26 protein-coding genes are annotated in these 21288 nt (G+C 57.1%); 12 read left to right on the forward strand and 14 right to left on the reverse strand.

The genetic code is table 11. The annotated features are described in order from the left end of the window. Positions 1 to 62: 62 nt before the first annotated feature. The gene (locus AC2FIB_RS11205) at positions 63 to 1358 is read right to left on the reverse strand and encodes a helix-turn-helix domain-containing protein (RefSeq protein ID WP_496736841.1); all 1296 of its coding nucleotides are present in this window, start codon (positions 1356 to 1358) and stop codon (positions 63 to 65) included. 204 nt (positions 1359 to 1562) lie between these two features. Here AC2FIB_RS11205 and AC2FIB_RS11210 point away from each other — a divergent pair, with 204 nt between their 5' ends. The 4 genes from AC2FIB_RS11210 (at position 1563) to aat (ending at position 4780) form a co-directional block, all read left to right on the forward strand. Next, a complete protein-coding gene (locus AC2FIB_RS11210; RefSeq protein ID WP_058272193.1) occupies positions 1563 to 2099 on the forward strand; it encodes a LuxR C-terminal-related transcriptional regulator in 537 nt (178 codons plus the stop codon). 149 nt (positions 2100 to 2248) lie between these two features. After that, on the forward strand, positions 2249 to 2740 hold the full coding sequence (gene accB, locus AC2FIB_RS11215; protein WP_496736839.1) for an acetyl-CoA carboxylase biotin carboxyl carrier protein: 492 nt from the start codon (positions 2249 to 2251) through the stop codon (positions 2738 to 2740). A gap of 9 nt (positions 2741 to 2749) precedes the next feature. After that, complete coding sequence (gene accC / locus AC2FIB_RS11220; RefSeq protein WP_496842064.1) at positions 2750 to 4099, forward strand: acetyl-CoA carboxylase biotin carboxylase subunit; 1350 nt, start codon at positions 2750 to 2752, stop codon at positions 4097 to 4099. Positions 4100 to 4147: 48 nt separating this feature from the next. Further along, the gene (gene aat, locus AC2FIB_RS11225; protein ID WP_496736835.1) at positions 4148 to 4780 is read left to right on the forward strand and encodes a leucyl/phenylalanyl-tRNA--protein transferase; all 633 of its coding nucleotides are present in this window, start codon (positions 4148 to 4150) and stop codon (positions 4778 to 4780) included. Here aat and AC2FIB_RS11230 read toward each other — a convergent pair. The 6 genes from AC2FIB_RS11230 to AC2FIB_RS11255 form a co-directional block, all read right to left on the reverse strand. After that, positions 4735 to 5103: a DUF2155 domain-containing protein gene (locus AC2FIB_RS11230; RefSeq protein ID WP_496736833.1), complete on the reverse strand. Its 369-nt coding sequence runs from the start codon at positions 5101 to 5103 to the stop codon at positions 4735 to 4737. The genes aat and AC2FIB_RS11230 overlap by 46 nt on opposite strands. Continuing rightward, entirely contained in the window at positions 5100 to 5552 is a 453-nt protein-coding gene (mlaD, locus tag AC2FIB_RS11235; protein ID WP_058272198.1) for an outer membrane lipid asymmetry maintenance protein MlaD, read from the reverse strand. The genes AC2FIB_RS11230 and mlaD overlap by 4 nt, the downstream gene beginning before the upstream one ends. 13 nt (positions 5553 to 5565) lie before the next feature. Further along, positions 5566 to 5949 carry an NADH:ubiquinone oxidoreductase subunit NDUFA12 gene (locus AC2FIB_RS11240; RefSeq protein WP_058272199.1) on the reverse strand — a complete coding sequence of 128 codons (384 nt, stop codon included), beginning with the start codon at positions 5947 to 5949 and terminating at the stop codon, positions 5566 to 5568. Positions 5950 to 6028: 79 nt separating this feature from the next. Then, entirely contained in the window at positions 6029 to 6403 is a 375-nt protein-coding gene (locus AC2FIB_RS11245) for a RidA family protein (protein ID WP_496736832.1), read from the reverse strand. A 63-nt stretch (positions 6404 to 6466) separates the two neighbouring features. Next, the gene (gene clpX, locus AC2FIB_RS11250; protein ID WP_058272201.1) at positions 6467 to 7732 is read right to left on the reverse strand and encodes an ATP-dependent Clp protease ATP-binding subunit ClpX; all 1266 of its coding nucleotides are present in this window, start codon (positions 7730 to 7732) and stop codon (positions 6467 to 6469) included. 134 nt (positions 7733 to 7866) lie between these two features. Then, positions 7867 to 8499 (reverse strand): ATP-dependent Clp protease proteolytic subunit, encoded by a 633-nt coding sequence (locus AC2FIB_RS11255; protein WP_108861785.1) that lies wholly within the window; start codon positions 8497 to 8499, stop codon positions 7867 to 7869. Positions 8500 to 8875: 376 nt separating this feature from the next. Between AC2FIB_RS11255 and AC2FIB_RS11260 the strand changes: the two genes are divergently transcribed. Beyond that, positions 8876 to 9217 (forward strand): ArsR/SmtB family transcription factor, encoded by a 342-nt coding sequence (locus tag AC2FIB_RS11260; protein ID WP_109313386.1) that lies wholly within the window; start codon positions 8876 to 8878, stop codon positions 9215 to 9217. Between the two features lie 214 nt (positions 9218 to 9431). Continuing rightward, positions 9432 to 9569, forward strand: a complete 138-nt coding sequence (locus AC2FIB_RS11265) for an entericidin A/B family lipoprotein (protein WP_186437378.1) — start codon at positions 9432 to 9434, stop codon at positions 9567 to 9569. A gap of 1091 nt (positions 9570 to 10660) precedes the next feature. Here the strand turns inward: AC2FIB_RS11265 and AC2FIB_RS11270 are convergent. Then, positions 10661 to 11113: a hypothetical protein gene (locus AC2FIB_RS11270; RefSeq protein WP_496736830.1), complete on the reverse strand. Its 453-nt coding sequence runs from the start codon at positions 11111 to 11113 to the stop codon at positions 10661 to 10663. A gap of 110 nt (positions 11114 to 11223) precedes the next feature. Then, positions 11224 to 11544, reverse strand: a complete 321-nt coding sequence (locus AC2FIB_RS11275; RefSeq protein ID WP_058272206.1) for a hypothetical protein — start codon at positions 11542 to 11544, stop codon at positions 11224 to 11226. A gap of 639 nt (positions 11545 to 12183) precedes the next feature. Here AC2FIB_RS11275 and AC2FIB_RS11280 point away from each other — a divergent pair. Beyond that, positions 12184 to 12897: a class I SAM-dependent methyltransferase gene (locus AC2FIB_RS11280; RefSeq protein WP_496736828.1), complete on the forward strand. Its 714-nt coding sequence runs from the start codon at positions 12184 to 12186 to the stop codon at positions 12895 to 12897. Between the two features lie 63 nt (positions 12898 to 12960). Here AC2FIB_RS11280 and lepA read toward each other — a convergent pair whose 3' ends face one another. Beyond that, a complete protein-coding gene (gene lepA / locus AC2FIB_RS11285) occupies positions 12961 to 14760 on the reverse strand; it encodes a translation elongation factor 4 (RefSeq protein WP_496736826.1) in 1800 nt (599 codons plus the stop codon). A gap of 163 nt (positions 14761 to 14923) precedes the next feature. Here lepA and AC2FIB_RS11290 point away from each other — a divergent pair, with 163 nt between their 5' ends. From AC2FIB_RS11290 to AC2FIB_RS11300, 3 genes are all read left to right on the forward strand, one after another. Next, a complete protein-coding gene (locus tag AC2FIB_RS11290; RefSeq protein WP_496842066.1) occupies positions 14924 to 16024 on the forward strand; it encodes a Hint domain-containing protein in 1101 nt (366 codons plus the stop codon). A gap of 2 nt (positions 16025 to 16026) precedes the next feature. After that, positions 16027 to 16335, forward strand: coding sequence for a hypothetical protein (locus AC2FIB_RS11295; protein WP_058276999.1), 309 nt, complete (start codon positions 16027 to 16029; stop codon positions 16333 to 16335). A 63-nt stretch (positions 16336 to 16398) separates the two neighbouring features. Then, on the forward strand, positions 16399 to 17340 hold the full coding sequence (locus AC2FIB_RS11300; RefSeq protein ID WP_496699777.1) for a LysR family transcriptional regulator: 942 nt from the start codon (positions 16399 to 16401) through the stop codon (positions 17338 to 17340). Here the strand turns inward: AC2FIB_RS11300 and AC2FIB_RS11305 are convergent. Continuing rightward, positions 17337 to 17780, reverse strand: a complete 444-nt coding sequence (locus AC2FIB_RS11305; protein ID WP_496736863.1) for a low molecular weight protein-tyrosine-phosphatase — start codon at positions 17778 to 17780, stop codon at positions 17337 to 17339. The genes AC2FIB_RS11300 and AC2FIB_RS11305 overlap by 4 nt on opposite strands. A gap of 28 nt (positions 17781 to 17808) precedes the next feature. Here AC2FIB_RS11305 and AC2FIB_RS11310 point away from each other — a divergent pair, with 28 nt between their 5' ends. Together AC2FIB_RS11310 and AC2FIB_RS11315 are read left to right on the forward strand one after the other, a co-directional pair. Further along, entirely contained in the window at positions 17809 to 18504 is a 696-nt protein-coding gene (locus AC2FIB_RS11310) for an NAD-dependent deacylase (protein ID WP_496842067.1), read from the forward strand. 68 nt (positions 18505 to 18572) lie between these two features. Next, positions 18573 to 19181, forward strand: coding sequence for an HdeD family acid-resistance protein (locus AC2FIB_RS11315; RefSeq protein ID WP_496736821.1), 609 nt, complete (start codon positions 18573 to 18575; stop codon positions 19179 to 19181). An 87-nt stretch (positions 19182 to 19268) separates the two neighbouring features. Here the strand turns inward: AC2FIB_RS11315 and AC2FIB_RS11320 are convergent, their stop codons facing one another. The 3 genes from AC2FIB_RS11320 to rpmB form a co-directional block, all read right to left on the reverse strand. Continuing rightward, entirely contained in the window at positions 19269 to 19742 is a 474-nt protein-coding gene (locus AC2FIB_RS11320) for a copper chaperone PCu(A)C (RefSeq protein ID WP_472724685.1), read from the reverse strand. A 45-nt stretch (positions 19743 to 19787) separates the two neighbouring features. Beyond that, positions 19788 to 20183 (reverse strand): hypothetical protein, encoded by a 396-nt coding sequence (locus tag AC2FIB_RS11325; protein ID WP_496736820.1) that lies wholly within the window; start codon positions 20181 to 20183, stop codon positions 19788 to 19790. A gap of 363 nt (positions 20184 to 20546) precedes the next feature. After that, on the reverse strand, positions 20547 to 20834 hold the full coding sequence (rpmB, locus tag AC2FIB_RS11330) for a 50S ribosomal protein L28 (RefSeq protein WP_058272217.1): 288 nt from the start codon (positions 20832 to 20834) through the stop codon (positions 20547 to 20549). Positions 20835 to 21288: the final 454 nt, after the last annotated feature.

Genomic DNA, 21288 nt, shown 5'->3' on the forward strand with positions numbered 1-21288 from the left:
CCCATGACAGGTTCTGTCCGTGAACCTGTCGGCGTCAGCTTAAGCCTTCTGTCAGGAAACTGTCAAAAACCTTCGCTCAAAATCGACGGCTCACGGCGCGATGCACAGGCGTCATTCGGGCAAACCCGGCAGCTTGGGCCGACCCGGGTCACGGATTGCGCGCTCGGAGCCCCCTCTTCCACCGCTCGGACAAGCATGACTGAATGATAGGCCGGCGCATCGTCATATCCTGAAACCGCCTGCGGCCACGCGTAGGCATAGCAGTCGAACTCGGCCGCCGTTCGCCCCAATTGCACAACACGTTTACGGATCGGAACCAAAGGTCTGTTCAGCGCCTGAAAGATCGGCCAGAACGGGCAGGCTTCGCCAAAGCGTGGCATGGCGAAACCCGGCACGGATTTACTGAACAAGATACTGCCGGATGCGTCACAGACCACCAACCCGGTCGGCCGCCCCAGATATCCTTCGGGCAATGTCGCCAGCCGCCGCAGGACTGTCGGGATATCTACTGAAAACCGTGCCGCCAGAGCCAGCGGATCAGGCTCGGCCTCGGTCAGAGCCTTCTGCACGTCGTCCAGAGGCATGGCTCTGACATCTGCGGCGTAGGTATCCAGATATCCCTTGGTCACAGTCCGCGCTGCCGCCGATTCAATCGCGCTCAGGTCAATGTCCGCACCGCTTCCGCCTGCTTCGATCTGCGGGAAATGGTGGCTGTTGGCCTGAAAAAAAGCCTCAGCATCCTCCGAGGGAACACCGCGGCGGTCATCGGCCGCCTCAGAATCATCCAAATATGCCACCAGAGACTTGGAACTGTCAGCTAGCCTTTCAGCATCCTGGTGCAGATTGCGGTGAAACCGATCGCGCCACTCGGGCTCGATTTCCTGCGTGTCGGCCAGAATCGCTGCCGTTGAACGAATGGCAGCGGCCGTTGACAGCACCTCGTGCATCGACGCGGCAAGATGTGGATCATGCGTCAACCGATCGGACAGGGTTTCAACCGTGCGCTCAAGCGAGACGACCCGGCGATGCATCTGCGCCAGAACTCCGGCCCATCCGGGAAACCGGCCTGCGAACTCTTCCAGCGCGTCCACTTCGGCCTGCTGTCCGACCGCATCTGCAGCAGCCTCGCGCAGCGCCGAAATCAGCGTAGCCTCAATCCCTTGGGTGAGCAGCGAAGGCTCAACAGACAGGGCATTGGCGATGTCCACCAGCAGCTTGCCCCCGATCCGACGGCGATTGTGTTCGATTAGATTTAAGTAAGACGCCGAGATCCCAACTTGACGCGCAAGCTCGGCCTGCCGCAGACCTGAGATTTGGCGTCGCTCGCGAATGCGGCTACCCGTCAGCGTGTTGCGCATGTTACATCACCCAATTCGATCGATTCTTTTCAAAACTCCTATTAAATTTCTAATGCTTAACGGCCAATTTTCATAGCCAATTTACAGCATTCACAACTGCGATTACGGATGGCCCGTACCTTCCACCCCAGCAATCGGTGCCCAATCTGCCAAATCTGCATCCACCCTCTTCTAATTTTCCCGAATTCCTTGCACGATAGCCAGATGAGCGACCCAGCTTTCGAATATGCCCCCATCGGATTGGTCGAGTTGGAAAACCGCATCATCCGACGCTGCAATCTGCAATTTGCCCGCACCTTTGGCGGCGAGGAGGCAGAGTACCGCAATATGCCTCTGCTGCATCTCTACCCGTCGGTCGCGGACTGGGAGAGGATCGGGCAGCGCGGCCTGAAAGCGATGCAGGACACAGGATATTATACTGACGAACGAGTTATGCGCCGTCGCGACGGTGACCTGTTTTGGTGCCGTGCACGCGGACGATCCCTGACGCCGGACGACCCGTTTCGCCATGGCATCTGGAGCTTTTCTGATATCTCCGAAGACCGCCCGCTGGTCGAACTGACAACCCGCGAACGCGAAGTTGCAATCATGTCCTGCCGTGGTCTGTCCGCCAAGGAAATCGGCGTCGAGTTGGGGCTGAGCTATCGCACAATCGAGGCTTACCGCGCCCGTTTGCTAGAGAAGTTCGGCGCGCGCAAACTACCTGAACTTGTGGCAAAACTCTCAGGCATGCCCCTTTAATCCGTTTCCCCCCGAAATATTGGGCAAAACCCCCATCTGACATGCCGAGACTGCGCTTTTCATGACCGTCCGCATAGCTTATAACGCTGCGTAATCAGACCAAAGCCCGCGAGAACAGACGGGCCAAAGGGGAACCGTCGAGGACACTCATGACAGATACCAAACACGAAGCGGATGTGGCATTCATCAAGGCACTGGCCGAACTGCTGCGCGAAAATGACCTGACCGAACTGGAAGTCATGCGCGAATATGGTGACGACGACAGTTTGAATGTCCGCGTCAGCCGCATGTCGCAGGTCGCGCCCGCCCCTGTTCAGGTGGCCGTACCATCTGCCCCTGCGGCTGCACCCGCAGCAGCCGCTGCACCTGTCGAGGCCCCCGCTGCTCAGGAAGATCCGGCCAACCACCCGGGTGCCGTCACTTCGCCCATGGTTGGAACCGTGTATATGCAGCCCGAACCGGGCGCACCTTCCTTCATCAGCGTCGGTGCATCGGTGTCCGAAGGCGACACTCTGCTGATTGTCGAAGCGATGAAAACCATGAACCACATTCACGCGCCCAAATCCGGAACCATCAAACGCATTCTGGTCGGTGACGGTGATGCGGTGGAATTCGGCACCCCTCTGGTCATCGTTGAGTAAGGCGGTCCCATGTTCGACAAGATCCTGATTGCCAACCGAGGCGAGATCGCCCTGCGGGTCATCCGCGCTGCCCGCGAGATGGGGATTAAGACGGTCGCCGTCCATTCCACCGCCGATAGCGACGCGATGCATGTGCGCATGGCGGACGAATCGGTCTGCATCGGCCCTCCGCCCAGCCCGCAAAGCTACTTGTCGGTGCCCGCGATCATCTCGGCTTGTGAAATCACTGGGGCACAAGCGATCCACCCCGGCTATGGCTTCCTGTCCGAGAATGCCGAATTCGTGCAGATCGTCGAAGATCACGGCATCACCTTTATCGGCCCCACTGCCGAGCACATCCGTGTCATGGGCGACAAGATCACCGCCAAGGACACGATGAAAGCACTGGGTGTGCCTTGCGTTCCAGGTTCCGACGGCGGCGTGCCCGATCTGGAGGCGGCCAAGAAAATCGGCGAGGAATTTGGTTATCCCGTCATCATCAAAGCCACCGCCGGCGGCGGCGGTCGCGGTATGAAAGTCGCGATGAGCGCGGATGAGATGGAAAGCGCATTTATGACCGCACGTGCCGAGGGCAAAGCCGCCTTTGGCAATGACGAGGTCTATATCGAGAAATACCTGACCACGCCCCGCCATATCGAGATCCAGGTCTTTGGTGACGGCAAGGGCAAGGCTGTGCATCTGGGCGAACGCGACTGCTCGCTGCAGCGCCGCCACCAGAAGGTGTTTGAAGAGGCCCCCGGCCCCAGCATCAGCCCGGAAGAGCGCGCCAAGATCGGTAAAGTCTGCGCAGACGCCGTGGCCAAGATCAACTATATTGGCGCCGGAACCATCGAGTTCTTGTATGAGAACGGCGAGTTCTACTTCATCGAGATGAACACCCGCCTGCAGGTGGAACACCCGGTGACCGAAGGCATCTTTGGCGTCGATCTGGTGCGCGAACAAATTCTCGTCGCAGCTGGCGAACCGATGTCGTTTGGTCAGGACGATCTTGTGATCAACGGCCATGCCATCGAGGTCCGGATCAATGCAGAAAAGCTGCCGAACTTCTCACCCTGCCCAGGCAGAATCTCTGCCTTTCATGCCCCCGGCGGTCTGGGTGTGCGGATGGATTCGGCGCTGTATGATGGGTATTCGATTCCACCATATTACGACTCGCTGATTGCCAAGCTGATCGTACACGGCCGCGACCGGGCCGAGGCGCTGGCACGACTAGATCGCGCATTGGGCGAACTGATCGTAGACGGTATTGATACAACTGTGCCGCTGTTTCATGCATTGCTGCAAGAGCCGGAAATCCACAACGGTGATTACAACATTCACTGGCTGGAACACTGGCTTGCGACGAATATGGCCCAATAAAACCAAGGGACCAGAGGGCGCTTGCGCTCTGGTCCCCAGGTATCGCGCATGAGCCTGACCCCGGAACTTTTGCTACACGGCTATTCCATTGGAATTTTCCCGATGGCCGAGCACCGCGATGACCCGGAATTGTTCTGGGTCGATCCCAAGTTTCGTGGCGTTTTTCCGTTAGATGGCTTTCATATCTCGCGCAGCCTTGCACGCCGCATTCGAAAGTCCGGTTATGCTATCAGCATCAACCGAGATTTTGCCGGAGTGGTCGACGGCTGCGCCGATCGGGCAGACACCTGGATCAATGCCGAGTTGCGCCGCCTTTATCAACAACTCCACCTCTCGGGTCGGGCCCATTCACTAGAGGTTTGGGAAGAAGATGTACTGGTCGGCGGCGTCTACGGCGTTTCGCTAGGTGCGGCGTTTTTCGGCGAAAGCATGTTTTCCCGCCGAAAGGATGCCTCGAAAATCGCGCTGGCCTATCTTGTGGACCGCCTGCGCCAAACCGGATTTCGGCTGTTTGATACGCAATTTCTGACCGCTCATCTGGCGTCTCTGGGGGCGATCGAAATTCCGCGCACGCAATATCGGAATACGCTTGAAGAGGCGATCAATGCCAGTGCGGATTTCGAGGCAGCAGTGCCTCAGTCACCGGACGCAGTGATACAGCGCATCACCCAGACGTCATAACGCGCATGGTCCAGCGCGTTCAGCGCGGGCGACGTGGCAATCATCCAGCCGTCAAACAGTTGATCTGTCCCGCCTTTTTCCCAGATCGTCAGGTAGGCAAACGCATCACCGGTCGGGTTGTCCGCTGGATAGCGGCAATCGCCCAAGGCCACATCCAACCCAAAAACCGGCAGTGTCTGACCATTCCGCATTTCAACATCGACGGTCTGACCGCTGACCTTGTCCAGACCACGCAGCATTGCGCCAGGACCGGATTGGGCTTTTTGCTGGGCCGTGGCCCCCGTCGCGACCAGCAACGCTACAATCAGGGCAAATCGCTTCATTCGCTTCCGTCCCCGGCCACAAACTTGACCAGCAGGGAAATCAGACTGACGGCACCTTGCGTATCTTCGACTTGATCGCCCGCTTCAAAGTAGAAAGGCGAACCACCCGGCATAACCTCGACAAAGTTGCCGCCCAACAGCCCTTCGGATGAGATGACAATCGCGCTGTCGTCCGGCACCAGAATTCCGTCAGAGATCGAGAAGGTGGTATCGGCGCGATAGGTTTCGGGATTCAGGTCTACACCGGTTACAGTGCCGATCTTGACACCAGCAAGGCGTACGTCAGTGCCGACGCCTACCCCTTCTAAGGAACGGAAAGAGGCGCCCAGTTCATAGCCGCCACTGCTTTGCGACAGGCCGGTGGATTGGCTGGCGTAAACGCCAAATGCGACGGCACAGGCTAAGACGACCCCACCGACCAGAACTTCGGTTGCATTATAACTCGACATTGCTCGCCTCGTGTTATTCCGGGCTCCAGGCCTCGTAGTCCTTACGCTCGACCGGGTCCGGGCGGCGCAAAGAACCTGCTGGTGCATAAGCCAAAGCAGAGCCTGTCAGATTTTCCTGATGCGGTTTTTCCCAGGATTTGTGTTTCAGCGGTTTGTCCGTCGGCGGCTCATCCCAGGTGCGGTGCAGCCAGCCATGCCAATCGGGGTCAACTCGGCTTGCCTCGGCCTCACCATTGAAAATAACCCAGCGTCTGCTGTCGTCGGCATTGTGATAGAACACGTTGCCTTCGTCGTCTTCACCGACCTTGATACCCTTACGCGATGTGTAAATCTGCGTGTTCAATGTGGATCCGTTCCACCAGGTCACGGCCCGCAAAAGACTGTTTAGGATTCCCATCAGCTGCCTCCGGCATTTCTGTACCCGCAGATATGGACCAAAGGCGGGCTAAGGTCCAGTGTCACAAAAACCGCACCCTCTATTGCGGCAGAGCCGCGGTCACTTCGATTTCGATGCGGTCCTCGGGTGTTATGAGATTGCATTCGATCACCGTCGCTGCCGGTGGGTTGTCACCAAAAGCTTCTACCAACAACGGCCAGCAAAGTTCGAACTCATTCATGTCCGGCAAATAGTAATTGACCCGAACTACGTCCGCAAAACCGACTCCAGCCTCGGCCAGCGCTTTTCCAATCGCCTCCAAGGACGACTTGCACTGCCCTACAATGTCCTCCGGCACGTTGTCACCTTGGGCGCAAGTCCCGGCGACAAAGACGAAACCATTTGCAACCACAGCACGACAATAGCCGATTTTGGCCTCGAATTCTCCGCCAGATGAAATGCGCCTGATTTTCATGCTTCCCTCCAAATGAAAACGGCGCGGTCAATGCCGCGCCGTCTTGGTAATTCTTGTTGTGCCTTATCCTGCCGAAGCTGATTCCGCGGCATCTGCGTAGATGATCAGGGGCTGCTTGTCAGACGACACCGCCTCTTCGTTCACCACCACTTCGGTTACGTTCTTCATGCCCGGAAGTTCGAACATGGTGTCCAGAAGGATATCTTCCAAAATCGAGCGCAACCCGCGCGCGCCGGTTTTGCGTTCAATGGCCTTCTTGGCGATCGACTTGAGCGCATCATCGGTAAAGGCCAGCTCGGCATCTTCCAGTTCGAACAGACGCTGATACTGCTTGACCAGAGCGTTCTTGGGCTTTGTCAGGATGGTCACCAGTGCATCTTCGTCCAGATCTTCCAGCGTAGCCAGAACCGGCAGACGTCCAACGAATTCCGGAATAAGGCCGAACCGCAAAAGATCCTCGGGCTCGAGATCCTTGAAAATCTCCCCCACGCCGCGTTCATCATTGTCTCGCACGTCCGCGCCAAAGCCCATGGCCGAGCCTTTACCGCGCTGTGCGATGATCTTATCCAGACCTGCAAAAGCACCACCGCAGATGAACAGAATGTTCGTGGTGTCCACTTGCAGGAATTCCTGCTGCGGATGCTTGCGTCCGCCCTGCGGCGGCACACTGGCCACGGTGCCTTCCATCAGCTTAAGCAGCGCCTGCTGCACACCCTCACCCGATACATCGCGCGTGATGGACGGGTTTTCGGATTTGCGGGTGATCTTGTCGACCTCGTCGATATAGACGATGCCGCGCTGCGCGCGTTCGACATTGTATTCGCTGGACTGCAGCAGCTTGAGGATGATGTTTTCAACATCCTCACCCACATACCCGGCTTCGGTCAGTGTGGTTGCGTCTGCCATGGTGAACGGCACATCCAGAATGCGCGCCAGCGTCTGCGCCAGCAGCGTCTTACCGCAGCCGGTCGGACCGATAAGCAGAATGTTGGACTTGGCCAGCTCAATATCGCTGCCGGCCTTTTGGGCGTGGTTCAGACGCTTGTAGTGGTTGTGCACAGCAACCGACAGAACCCGCTTGGCGGTGGCCTGACCGATAACGTAGTCGTCCAGCACCTCACAAATGTCTTTGGGCGTCGGAACGCCATCGCTGGACTTCAGGCCGCTGGCCTTCGTCTCTTCGCGGATGATGTCCATACACAGTTCGACGCATTCATCGCAGATGAAAACGGTCGGGCCGGCAATCAATTTGCGCACCTCATGCTGGCTCTTGCCGCAGAAGCTGCAGTAGAGCGTGTTTTTGCCGTCACCGCCTGAATTCGTCGCCATGTTCTACCTTTCGGGCTTCGTCCCTGCGGTCCGTGTGGAACCGCGCATGCCACATGTTGGTGCAGCTTAGGCCACCACCGGGGCGGCTACAATCTCAAAAATGGCCCCCACGCCTGGGACGTGGGGAGATATTCTTAGGCCTCGTCACCGTCCATTTTGGCGCGGTTTTCGACGATTTCGTCGATGTGACCCCAGTCTTTCGCCTCTTCCGGGCTCATGAAATTGTCACGGTCCAGCGCTTTTTCAACCGCCTTTTTGGTCTGACCTGTATGACGCACGTATATGTCATAAAGGCGATCCTTCAGCTTTTGCGTCTCGGCCGCGTGAATCATGATGTCGCTGGCCTGGCCCTGATAGCCACCGCTGGGCTGGTGCACCATGATCCGGCTGTTGGGCAGCGAGAAACGCATTCCCTTCTCGCCACCGGCCAGCAAAACCGACCCCATCGAGGCTGCCTGACCGATTACCAATGTCGAACATTTGGGCTTGATATACTGCATTGTATCGTAAATCGACAAACCGCTGGTAACCACGCCGCCAGGCGAATTGATGTAGATCGAGATTTCTTTGTTTGGATTTTCGGCCTCGAGGTGCAGCAATTGCGCGACGATCAGGTGGCTCATCCCATCGTGGATCGGACCGTTGATGAAAATGATCCGCTCTTTCAGAAGGCGCGAGAAAATATCATACGCGCGTTCACCCCGGCTGGTCTGCTCGACGACCATGGGAACGAGCGTATTCATATAGGTGTCAACGGGATCGAACATGAGAACCTGCCTGTTTTGCTATGGATCGGGACATTACCCGAAGAAACGTTACCCGAGTCTTAGTGTCGCCACGGGGGGGCTGCAAGGGGGGCTCAACAGATCGCACTCCAACCGTCCAAAATAGGTGGATAGTCTGATGTCGAACGCACCGAGGCCGCCGATGTCAATGCGCGGTTTGATGCTTTAAACAATAAGTTCCCCTTTTCCCATCACGGCATTTTGATCCATGCATATGGAAATTCATGCACAGAACGTGTAGCAATGCGAACCGCTTTAGCGAACCACTCACAAAAGTGCCCACTCACAAAAGTGCCCACTCACAAAAGTGCCCACTCACAAAAGTGCCCCCACACCAGGGCCCAAAAGGAAAACACCAATGGCATTGCCTCAGATTTCACAGAATATGACGTCTGACGATTTCGACCGGATGGCGGGAAATGCGACCCGCGCATCGAATTTCCTCAAGGCGATCAGTCACGAAGGCCGATTGATGATCTTGTGCCATCTAGTCTCTGGCGAAAAATCCGTGACCGAGCTTGAGGATCTACTGTCCGCACGACAGGCTGCTGTTTCGCAGCAGCTGTCCCGCCTTCGTCTGGAAGGCCTTGTGATTCCCCGACGCGAAGGCAAAGCAATTTACTACCGTCTTGCTGATGACAGACCGCGCCGTATGCTTGAAGTGGTGTACGAACTGTTCTGCGCGGGCGATAAGGACTGATTTCGTTCATCTTTCCACCGCACCCGACGCGTAAGTCCAATCTTTTCGATCGGAACGATCCGTCGTCGATGCGGCCACGCCCCACCTTCACAATCCATGCGGTCAATTGGCTCGGCAGCTTCGTGTTTCTACGCCCGTTGCAAGCACGGTAAAATACTGGTTCCAGCAAATAAAAGCTGCTACGCCATGTATAGAAAATCAAATGGAGGTACTGATGATCCGAGCAATTCTAGTAGGGCTGGCAGTGTTTACCCTTGCAGCGTGCGAGACGACCAAGGGTGCAGGCAAAGATATCGAAAAAGCAGGCGATGCCATCCAAGAAGCCGCGACTGACGTTCAGCAAAATATCTGACGCAATTCAGGATGTTGTGAAGGCGCAACTTCCTCATACAAGATATGGTTGAAGATTGCAGCCAACCAAGGTACACTCCTTGGCACAGGTGCATAGACGCGGCATTGCATATCTGACACTTCGGGGTTCTTGTGCATCCACAAGAACCCCGTTCCCGTTTTGCGGGGGGTGACAGAGTGGTAGCCTGGATAGACCTGAGAAAAGGAAAAGGCGTCAGGTGCGCAGACGCGGTCCATGCATGTACCCTCACGGATACTCCTGACGCCTTGCCGGGTCGATGCGCCCGAGGGACGCCCCGATCCAGTTGCCCCGACCCTGTTACAGGCCACGGCCGCTGCACGGCACCCTAAGATGCTTAACAGCACGCATCGACCTTCTGAGAGTCTGATCATCTGACCCGGGTCTGACACCCAATTCAGCTAACCATCCACCGGTAAGCCTTTGCATATAAAAGCCAATCCTAAGACTTGCCTTTATTGCCTCGACCCCCTTTGGCCTTTGCGTCCCACCCTGGTTCCTAAGAACCGTTGCGGTGATAGAACTGTTACATCCGGATCATGTTCCGACAAGGAAATAGCACTGCAGCATGAGAATTAGACGGGGATAAAGTGTTGATATCCGCTGGGAGAAAATTGTGGATAACTCCGGAAATTGAAACACCGTGCGGTCTTGGCAATGGAAAACGCTGAATTCGACGAAATGACGCGATTTTCCCGGTTTTCTGCACCTGCAAAAGCCATTTTGCTGCCAATTGTGGATATTCACAGCCTCAGAGCATCGAATCAGGCGTATCTTGTGATTGCCCAGCCAGAGATGACCAGAGAATCCGGGGCCGGACGGCCCTCAGACCACAAGCAAAGCCGCGCTGAAGGTTCGCGAGAGCCTAAACCACAGGTGCCAGGGAACGCCGCAATCCGGCGCCGTGTGTTCAGGACCTTGTCACTTGCAGCCAAGATGCCGCCCGACCCGTCCCCCCTGAGGAGACGCTGTGTCCGTTTATGAGAAGCGTTCCGACCCGACCGAGATTACCTACTACGCGCTGCAACACGGTGCAGCCAGTACCCCCTACGGCCGGCCGGGCCGGAGACGCTTCAGTTCACCTGACGTTCGAGTACAACGCTGTACGTTGTCCCGCGACGCAGGCTACGGAAATCCGCGAAAATCTTGCCATCCTGATAGCGCGCATCCACCAGCGCATTCACACCCACCTGCGGATCGGCCGAGCTTTCAACGATGCCGATGGTGCCTGACCCATCCAGACTGATGGTGCCGGTGGCGTCAAACACGCGCCAATCTGTGCCAGCATCCGGCCGCCACATGCTGGGCCCCCAGAACAAGTTGTCCTGCTGCTGCTGGATATCCAACACCCACTCTCCCTGATGAAAGCGCGGCGCATCGCCGGTGGTCACCCGAGACGGCGAGACCTTGGTATAAGTGCCTGTCCAGGCACCACGCAGATCGGGTGTGGTCTCGGCCATCGAGGCCGTGGCAAGGCTGAGGCTTGTCGCCAGAGCGGCTGCTCCGGCAGTCATATATCTGGTCATGGGCTCTCCTCCAAAGTTCAGGGCCGTTGCTGGCCTGTTGAACAGATTGGAAGGGAGTGCGCGGGTTGCAACTTACCTAAGGGAAACTTCACAAACCGGTAATGTTTGCCTCAGGCCCAGGCCAGCGCGGTGCCGAGGATGACCAGACCAATGCCTGCCGCCTCGCGATACGAGAAGTTCTCGCCGAACAGAAAGAATGAGGCGATGGCGATCAGAACAACCTCGGCCCCCAGAATGCCGGTATAGATGATGCCCAACCGTTCTTCGCGCAGCGCGGCGAGTTCGAGCGTTGCGCCAGCCAGCAGGGTCGCGACGATCAGCAGGCCAAGACCCACACCGGGGAGTTTCCACCAGAACTTCATCGCGATCATGGCCACGGAATAGAGACCCGCTGACCCGAGGGCGATAAGGGGGATCATGGATGTGGACATCTGCGCCTCCTGCAGAGGGTTCCGTTCGGTCAAGTCTAGCAGGAGGGTGCGGTTGGGGCTGTGAGGTGGGTCACAGGTGTTAGGTGGACGACCGATAAACCACTGATACGATACTATTTAAACGTTCGAATTAGATAAAATGCTATGTGAAACATGCTGTAGAATCCCCAGCCACCAACAATGAGAAACAGTTCCCAACCGGGGTTAAATTCCTGCTGATCAAAGGCGCGGAAAGTGTGGTCCGCAATGCTTTGCAAAACAAAGTAGGAAAGAAATGTCAGGCCAATCGTCGCGACGGGCCAACGCTCCAAGATAGTTCGATAGTTCATTGTCATAACGACAACCTAATGAGGTGATCTGTCGGCGACTAGTCAAAGATATCCAAGTGATGATGGTCGCGACCGACCCGAGGGGAGGCCCAACGCGCCGCCCGGTTTTTGGAAGGTAAACCCTGAGGTTAAAGCAGGAAGGTCATCCCAAAGGCAGGCACTCGTGTTTTTACGTCACTGACGGACCTCACTTTAGGCCCACAAAACGAGAACACTTGTTTTTCGCTTCAAAGGTTTACTTTCCATCGCTTCAACAGTTTAACGAAAACTTCGCGTGTAATGTAGCTAAAGGGTTTCGAGGAAAAGTACTGTGTCTTCCAACTTCCATCCTTCAGATTATGACGATCTCTTGTCCTCAGCACAGTGGAACGAAAACCTGCGCGATCTCAATCAGTATGTCGCACATTCGCTTGAACAAGTGGGTGAACCACCTGCGCTGAATGGCAATCTGTTCTACGAACACCGCGCGACGGGTTTTCAAACACAGCCATTTATTGAAAGATTCGAACCCAAACGAAGAAATTTCTTTGATTTGGCCCGACATTCAACATGTCTGTTCGAAATAGGCGTGAATGCGGGCCACAGCATGTTGTTGGCGCTCATGGCCAACCCTGAACTCAAATGCGTCGGCGTGGATGTTTGCCAGAGATTGAACCGCCGGTGGGCCCACGTGGACATTTACGTGCCGGCAGCATTCAACTGGCTAAGGTACAAGTTTCCTGACCGGGTTGAGCTGATAAAAGGAAACTCTCTGATCGAAGCTCCGGCATACGCCCTGAGGCACCCTGATGCAAAAATCGATTTCCTGCACCTGGACGGGGCCAAGGACACGCACCTCAGAGAGGTTCTGGCGCTCCACGCTCTAATGCCGTCCGGTGCATTCATCGTGCATGACGATTCCAACCTCAGACCGGTTCGAATTGCAGACAGACAGTTGAGGCGCCTGAACTTTTCCAGGCCGATTGACTACAGCGAATTCGGCCTGACGGACTGCGAATTCCATTTGGTTCGAGCCGCCACCTGATCAGGAGGCATCAAGCTCGAACCCAAAAGCAAGCCTGTCAGTGACTGTTCAAAACGGACAGCCTTAGCTGTCCATCTTCAACGCTGAAATAAACGCTTCCTGCGGGATATCTACCTTCCCGAACTGGCGCATCTTCTTCTTACCCGCCTTCTGCTTATCCAGCAGTTTGCGTTTCCGAGTGGCGTCGCCGCCGTAGCATTTGGCGGTCACGTCCTTGCGCAGGGCCGAGAGGGTCTCGCGGGCGATGACCTTGCCTCCGATGGCGGCCTGGATCGGGATTTTGAACATGTGGCGCGGGATCAGGTCCTTGAGCTTTTCGCACATCGCCCGGCCCCGCATCTCGGCCCGGTCGCGGTGAACCATGGTCGACAGCGCATCGACGGGTTCGTCGTTCACCAGCACCGACATCTTGACCAGATTATCCTCGGTATAGCCGGTCATCTGATAATCGAACGAGGCATAGCCTTTGGTCACCGATTTCAGGCGGTCGTAGAAGTCAAAGACGACCTCGTTCAGCGGCAGGTCATAGACGACCATGGCGCGGCTGCCCGCATAGGTCAGGTCCAGCTGGATGCCGCGGCGGTCCTGACACAGTTTCAGCACGTCGCCGAGGAATTCGTCCGGAACCAAGATGGTCGCCTTGATGCGCGGTTCCTCAATATGGTCGACTTTGGAGGGGTCGGGCATGTCAGCAGGGTTGTGCAGCTCGATCATCACGCCGTCTTTCATGTAGACGTGATAGATCACCGACGGCGCGGTGGTGATCAGCTCGATATCGTATTCACGCTCGATGCGGTCGCGGATGACCTCAAGGTGCAGCAGGCCCAGGAAGCCGCAACGGAAGCCAAAACCCAGCGCGGCCGAGGTTTCCATTTCAAAGCTGAACGAGGCGTCGTTCAGGGCCAGCTTGTCGATCGCATCGCGCAGGTCTTCGAATTCGGAACTGTCGACGGGGAAGAGGCCACAGAACACCACCGGCTGCGCGGGTTTGAAGCCTGTCAGAGCCTCTTCGGTGCCGTTGCGGTCATTGGTGATCGTGTCACCTACGCGAGTGTCGCGGACCTGTTTGATCGAGGCGGTGAGAAAGCCGATCTCACCGGGGCCGAGGCTGTCGACCATCTCCATCTCAGGTCGGAATACGCCGACGCGATCGACATGGTGCAGGGTGTTGTTCGACATGAACTTGACCCGCATTCCCTTTTTCAGCGTGCCGTCCATGATGCGGACCAGCACGATGACGCCGAGATAGGCGTCGTACCAACTGTCGACCAGCATCGCCTTGAGCGGCGCGTCGAGCGTGCCTTTAGGCGCAGGCAGATGGGTGACGATGGACTCCAGTGTCTCGTGGATGCCCTGCCCGGTTTTGGCGCTTACCTGAATGGCCTCAGACGCGTCAATGCCGATCACATCCTCGATCTGTTCGGCCACGCGATCACAGTCGGACGCAGGCAGGTCGATCTTGTTCAGCACCGGAACGATCTCATGATCGGCGTCGATGGCCTGGTAGACATTCGCCAGCGTCTGCGCCTCGACGCCCTGCGTCGAGTCCACAACCAGCAGCGATCCTTCGACCGCGCGCATCGACCGCGAGACCTCATAGGCAAAGTCCACGTGGCCCGGGGTGTCGATCAGGTTCAGCACGTACTGCTCGCCATTGTCGGCGGTATAATCGATGCGAACCGTGTTGGCCTTGATGGTGATGCCACGCTCGCGCTCGATATCCATGCTGTCGAGCAGCTGTTCCTTCATGTCACGATCCTTGACTGTCCCGGTCTCTTGGATGAGCCGGTCAGCAAGGGTGGATTTGCCATGGTCGATATGCGCGACGATGGAGAAATTGCGGATATGAGCGAGGTCTGTCATGGGTTGGGATATGTCCGGAGATTGGGGCCTCGTCAAGCCGTGAAGCGTTGCAGAAAAGGCTGCTATGGTGTCTTTCTGCTCTGACGCATTTACCCAAAATCAGCCAGTGGGTAGGATCGTGGCGCTGAATGGCCGGCGCACCAACAAGAAAGCAGAGTAGTCTTTGGCCAATTATTCGATATTCGTGCTGGGTGAAAGCCAGCTTTCCATCTCTGTTTCGCAGGGGTTGGATGGTTTGGACCAGGGTACAGGTATACACCTTATCGGACAGACCATCACGATTGACACGCGAACCGCTACCGAGGTCTTCATCAGCGATGGCGGTAGCGACACGAATTTTGCCGACAATGATACCAATCAGCTCCTTGACGGTGATCAAACTATCGACGGCGTCAACTTCAACGACGGTACTCGGGTTGAGGCCGAATACGGTATCACGTTGACGGATGGTACAAACACGTGGCAGGCCATCGCGTTCAACGTGAACAACTCGTCCCCATCCTATGCGACGGTGGAAGGGATCGCCTTCATCGGTGGCCCGGGGGAGTTTCCTCCAGCAGGCGTTACACTGACGGTTGTTGACACCCAGGAAGGTCCAAGCTTTGCGGTTGCGGACTACGTCACGCCGATCTGTTATGGCAGTGGCACATTGATAGAAACCCAAAATGGCTATGCCCGTGTCGAAACATTGCGCCCCGGCGACAAGGTTTGGACGCAGGACAATGGCTATCAATCGGTGAAATGGGTCGGATCGCAGGATGTCATAGCGGCAGGACGTTTCAGGTTGGTCGAGGTTCCGGCCGGAATAATACTTAACTTCTCGCCACTAAAGGTTTCGCAACAGCACAGGTTGGTAATCGTGCATCCAGTAGCGGAACTGTTGTTCGCAGCACCCGAGGTGTTTGTGCCAGCGATCAGTTTCGTAGATGCAGGCGTTGCCACCCTATCCAACGAAAAAACCGCCCGCTATCACCACCTACTGCTGGACGACCACAGTGTCATCCGCGCCAATGGCGCCGCATCCGAGAGCCTTCTGTCAACGCCAACGACCCAATGTGATGACCCCGACAGATTGTTCTTTCGTGACCTCGCAGGGTACGCGGCAGGCCCAATGGAAACTGCCCGACCGGCTTTGACCCGAACCGAGGCGGCGCTGTTGCTGCGAAACATCTTGGCCATTGATCACAATTCCAGTTTGATTCATACTCCGCCGCAGACCGAGAGGGGCATCAGACCCGTCCGGGCAGGAAAATACGAGGCATGAGCATGAAAAAGTTCCTCTTAATCGCATTCTGTGCCACGTCGATGGTGGCGGTAGCTCCGGTCGCAGACGCGGCGCAGATCAAACGGGCGTGTCTGGCGTCTGACCGGTCGGCGGCGACGCGGGATCGGTGCAGTTGCATTCAGCGGGTGGCCAATCAGGCGTTGACTCGCAGCGATCAGAAGACCGTTGCCAAGTGGTTCCGCGACCCGCATCAGGCGCAAGAACTCAAGATGTCGAAGACCCAGCGCGACGATGCGCTGTGGGATCGGTATCGGAACTTTGGCCAGATGGCGCAGGCGATCTGCAACTAGGCTGATCAATCCTTGACCTGACCCGAACTGAGCCCCAGAAAGGCGCAGCGAAAGGGATATCTGATGGTTATGAAAGGGCTGACGCTGCGCGGCCTCGAAGTGTTCGAGGCATTGGCGCGGACCGGATCGGTGGCGCAGGCTGCCGAGATCACGGGGCTTAGCCAGCCGTCAGTGTCACAACAGTTGCGCAATCTGGAAAAGGCTGTGGGCACCGATTTGGTGGATCACGCACGACGTCCGATGCGCCTGACCCAGGCTGGGCGCAGCTTTCTGGCCCGCGCGCAGGCTGTTCTGGCCGAACTCCAGATGGCCCAAAGCGAGCTGACTGTGATGGACCTGGGGCACCTTGCAACCCTGTCTGTCGGCCTGATTGACGATTTCGACAATGACCTGACCCCGCGACTGGCCACTCTGTTGGCCGAAAGTCTGACGCGGTCAAAGTTCAAACTGATCACACTGCCCAGTCTTGACCTGTTCGAAGAACTTGAGGCGCAGCGCCTTCAGCTTGTGGTGTCAGCCCATAGCGGCGAGGTGCTGGAAGGCGTGGTCGAGTACCCGCTGGTGCGCGATCCCTTCATTCTGGTGACGCCCAAAGGGGTCGAAAACGCCATGCAGGATCTGCCCTTCCTACGCTATGCCCGCGAGCAGTTGATCAGCCGCCAGATTGAGGCCCATCTGGCGCGCCAGCAGCTGGAATTTGAAGAACGGTTCGAAATCGGTTCTCATCTGGCGTTGATGGCAATGGTCGCGCGCGGCCTCGGCTGGGCGATCACGACGCCGCTGGGCTACATGCGGGCGGCGCGATTCCATGACGGGCTTGAGGCGCACCCTGCCCCGATCGGAGATGTGTCGCGGACGATTTCCTTGTTCACCCGCACCGACTGGTCAGGTCAGGTTCCGCAAGAAGTCGCAGGCATGATGCGCCGCCTAATGGGCAGCCAGATTGTTGACCCGGCCCTTGCGCAATTGCCATGGCTGAACAACCGCCTAAAGTTGATGAACTAGCCGCGTAGATGCGTGTCGAGACCTTCGACCGCTGCCTCGATTAGATCCAATGCTCCATCGAAGTCACGGGTATAGTATGGGTCCGGGACGTGGTCTGTGCCGATATGTGGCGCAAAATCCGTCAGCAGACGCACTGGGGTTTCGTTCCCGGCTGGTCGCAGTGCCTCGATATTCGCGATGTTGTCGGCATCCATCCCGATGATCAGATCGAACCTGTCGAAATCCCTGGCCGTGAATTGCCGCGCCCGTAAATCATCCAGTTTAATGCCGCGCGACTGAGCTGCCTTTTGCATCGGCCCATAAGGTGGGTCACCGATGTGCCAACCCGACGTCCCCGCACTATCGGTGGTGTGATGCGGCGCGCGGGTGCGAAAAACACCTTCGGCGGCGGGAGAACGGCAGATATTGCCCAGACAGACGAACAAGATACGGTGGGTCATGAACCACGGTGTAACGCGAAGGGCCAAGATGGAAAAGATCGTCATTCTGACAGGGGCCGGTATTTCCGCCGAAAGCGGGTTGGGCACATTCCGCGACGAGGGCGGTTTGTGGGCCCAGCACCGGATCGAGGACGTTGCCACGCCCGAAGGGTTCGCGCGTGATCCCGCGCTGGTGCACGGGTTTTATAATGCCCGCCGCGCACAGGCCGCCGAGGCGCAACCTAACGCGGCCCACGATGCACTTTCCCGACTACAGCGGGACTGGCCCGGCGAGGTTGTGATCGTCACACAAAACGTCGACAGCCTGCACGAGGCCGGTGGCGCGCAAGGCGTGATCCACATGCACGGAACGCTGGCCGGGGCGCTTTGCGCGGCCTGTGGCCACCGCTGGGCGGCACCGCCCGAAATGGCCGTGGGCGAGCCCTGCCCTGCCTGCGCAGCCCCCACCGCGCGCCCGGATGTGGTGTGGTTTGGTGAGATGCCTTATCACATGGACGCCATCTATGATCATCTGGCAGACGCAAGTATCTTCGCCGCCATTGGCACTTCGGGTCAGGTCTATCCCGCCGCGGCCTTCGTGCACGAGGCCATGATGTCCGGAGCAAAAACTGTCGAACTGAACCTCGAGCCGTCGACCGGCGCATCCAGTTTCGACGAAGTCATACTTGGCCCCGCAACAGAAACCATTCCGCGCTGGGTCGATCAGATCCTAAAATCGCAATAGGGCGAAACCCGCAGACAAGAGGCGAATTTCCTTGCTATACTAGTGCCCTAACAACCCGAGAGGTCCCCATGACAGACCCAAAAAACCAACAAGGTGAAATCCTTGATGATGACAGCCTCGACACGCGTGGCGCCCTTGGTGATCAGCTAACGGACCTGTGGTGGACATTCTTGCTGCGCGGACTCCTGGCCGGTGCGCTCGGGATCGCAGCGCTATTCTGGCCGACGGGCAGCATCTCTTTGCTGATCCGTCTGGTGGGCCTGCTGCTGGTCCTCGATGGTGGCCTGACGCTGCTGGGGTTTGGTCGACGTGGCCTGATTGGCGGTTTCGGCATCGGGGCGCTTCTGATCGGACTGATCCTGCTGATCTGGCCGGAAGGCGTCGCGCGCCTCGCGTTCTTCCTGCTGGGAGCCTGGGCATTGATTGTCGGGATAGGCTCGCTGATGGCGTGGCGGCAATTGCCCGATGCACATCCGGACGCATCCACCATGCGCAACTCCGGCATTGTCGCGCTGTTGATCGGCCTTGTTTTGTTGTTCTGGCCGGGCAGCGGCATGGTGGCGCTCGGCTGGGCGATTGCTTTCTCGGCGCTGGCCTTTGCCGCAGTAATGCTCTGGCTGGCCATGCGCTTCAAACGCGCCCATGACCGCGTGGCGATGCGGGTGGTCAACCGCTGAGCCTTTTCCACAACGACAACAGGCCGGGAATATCCCGGCCTGACGCATAGATGACGGTCGCAGCGCGGCCCGAATTCAGGCGCAGCTCTAGTTCGAATGCGAACCGTGACCGCCGGTGTCCTTACGCTCCAAATCCACCGGAATTTCGATCTCGACTTCGCCTGCTGTCTCGAAGATCAGCGTAACGGGAACCATTGCATCCTGCTCAAACGGGGCTGTCAGGCCCATGAACATCACGTGGTCGCCACCGCGCTTCAGCATGTGCGTTTCACCCGCCGGGATGGCAATGCCCTCTTCGACATGGGTCATTTTGGCAACGCCATTTTCGTCGACAATATGGGTGTGCAGCTCGACCCGAGCCGCAGCGTCGGATTCCACGCCGATCAAACGGTCATCGGTCGCGCCGGTGTTCTGGATCATCATGAAGGCCGCGCCAGCTTTGGCCGTTTTACCCGATGATCGGGCATAAGCGTCATCGACGGTGATCGTGTCCTGCGCAAAAGCAGCCGTAGCAATAGTTGCGGCGGCAAGGGTGGTCAGCAGTCTGGATGTGAGGGACATAGCGCCTCTCCTGTAGTTTGGTGTTTGATAAGAATTGTTAATGAATCAAACACTTGCAGGAGGTGCCCGGGCTGGCTGAAACGGTATAGGCAGAGCGATCAGATTCTCCGCGATACGCGATGGCATGGGTCGATCGGTGTCCGGGGCAACTGCCAGGGACGGTTCGTCAATGCTCACCGCGCCCAACAGGTTCAACGCATAATCCGGACAGAAGTGCGGGGCCTTTGTCGGCTGCCCTTCGGCATCCATATAGACCACGACCGGACCAGATCCGGTACACAGCACCATATGCCCCACCGCCCGGTCCACACCGCGCGATGCAGCAACGCCCTGCCCGGTCAAAACGACCAGCAGCGACAGCACAAACGGCAGAATTTTGTTCAGAACGGGTTTCATCCTGTCCCCGATATAGGCCAGAGACAAAACGGGCTTCAAGCGCAATCAGACACGCCTGAAGCCCAGGGCCGGGAGGACAATGTCAGCGGTCCAGTTCCGGGCGCTTGACGGACCCTTTTGTCAGGCTCGTATGCAGCCGATTCACCCGACGCTGCATCCGCAGACATGCCCCAAACGTTTTGCCGAAAAAGTCGGCCAGTAGGGAGAAAGAAGGTAATGATTTGAACGACATGAGGTTGAACTCCGCCAGATGAATATGCCTAAACATAATACGGGTAGAGCAAACGGTATGTGAACAATTTCACCCAACGCGGAAATTTAATTCCAAATTGAGAACAGCACTCTGCACAAAACGAAAAAACCCTGCACCAAAAGGTACAGGGCCAGAATTCTTGTAGGAAAAAGGTCTTAGGCCGAAGCTTGCGCCTTGGCGATTTCCTTTTTCACTTTCAATGCGTTGTTGGACAGCTCATCGTCCTTGGCTTTCGCCAGGAACGCGTCCAGACCACCGCGGTGGTCCACCGAACGCAGGGCAGCCGCCGAGATGCGCAGCTTGACGCCACGTCCCAGCGTTTCCGACTGCAACGTAACATCGTTCAGGTTTGGCAGAAAACGACGACGAGTTCTGTTTTTGGCATGACTGACATTGTTGCCAGTCATCGGGCCTTTTCCGGTCAGTTCGCAACGGCGCGACATGGTTTCTTCCTTTGTTTCTGGAGGCCAGGCATTACACCCTCGGCCAAATCACAAGGGGCACAACCCGAAGTCGCGCCCGAAAACTGGTTGGATGCATGTAGTGGGAATCACAGACGGGGTCAAGCCATATGCCAAGGATTCACAGCACCAAGTTTTCATTTAATTCTCCCAGCCGTTTCAGGGCGTGATTTTCCAATTCAGGACGACCTGATTTTGCCGCTGCAGCCGCCAGACGCGCCCAGCAGCGGGGGCTTTTCAGTCGTGCTGCACGATGCAAATGCGCATACCCCGCCTGTATGAAAGTTGCCGCTGACCGGGGTTCCGAAGACTGTCCCGGTTCAGAAACCCGGTGGCGAAAGGTGACATACAAGCGAGGCTGACCTGGATTGAAAAGCGTGGCACGCAGTCGATTTCCATCAAAAATCCGACATTGCTGCATTATTCAACTGCCTTT

The sequence above is a fragment of the Ruegeria sp. YTSA072 genome (genome assembly GCF_059610285.1).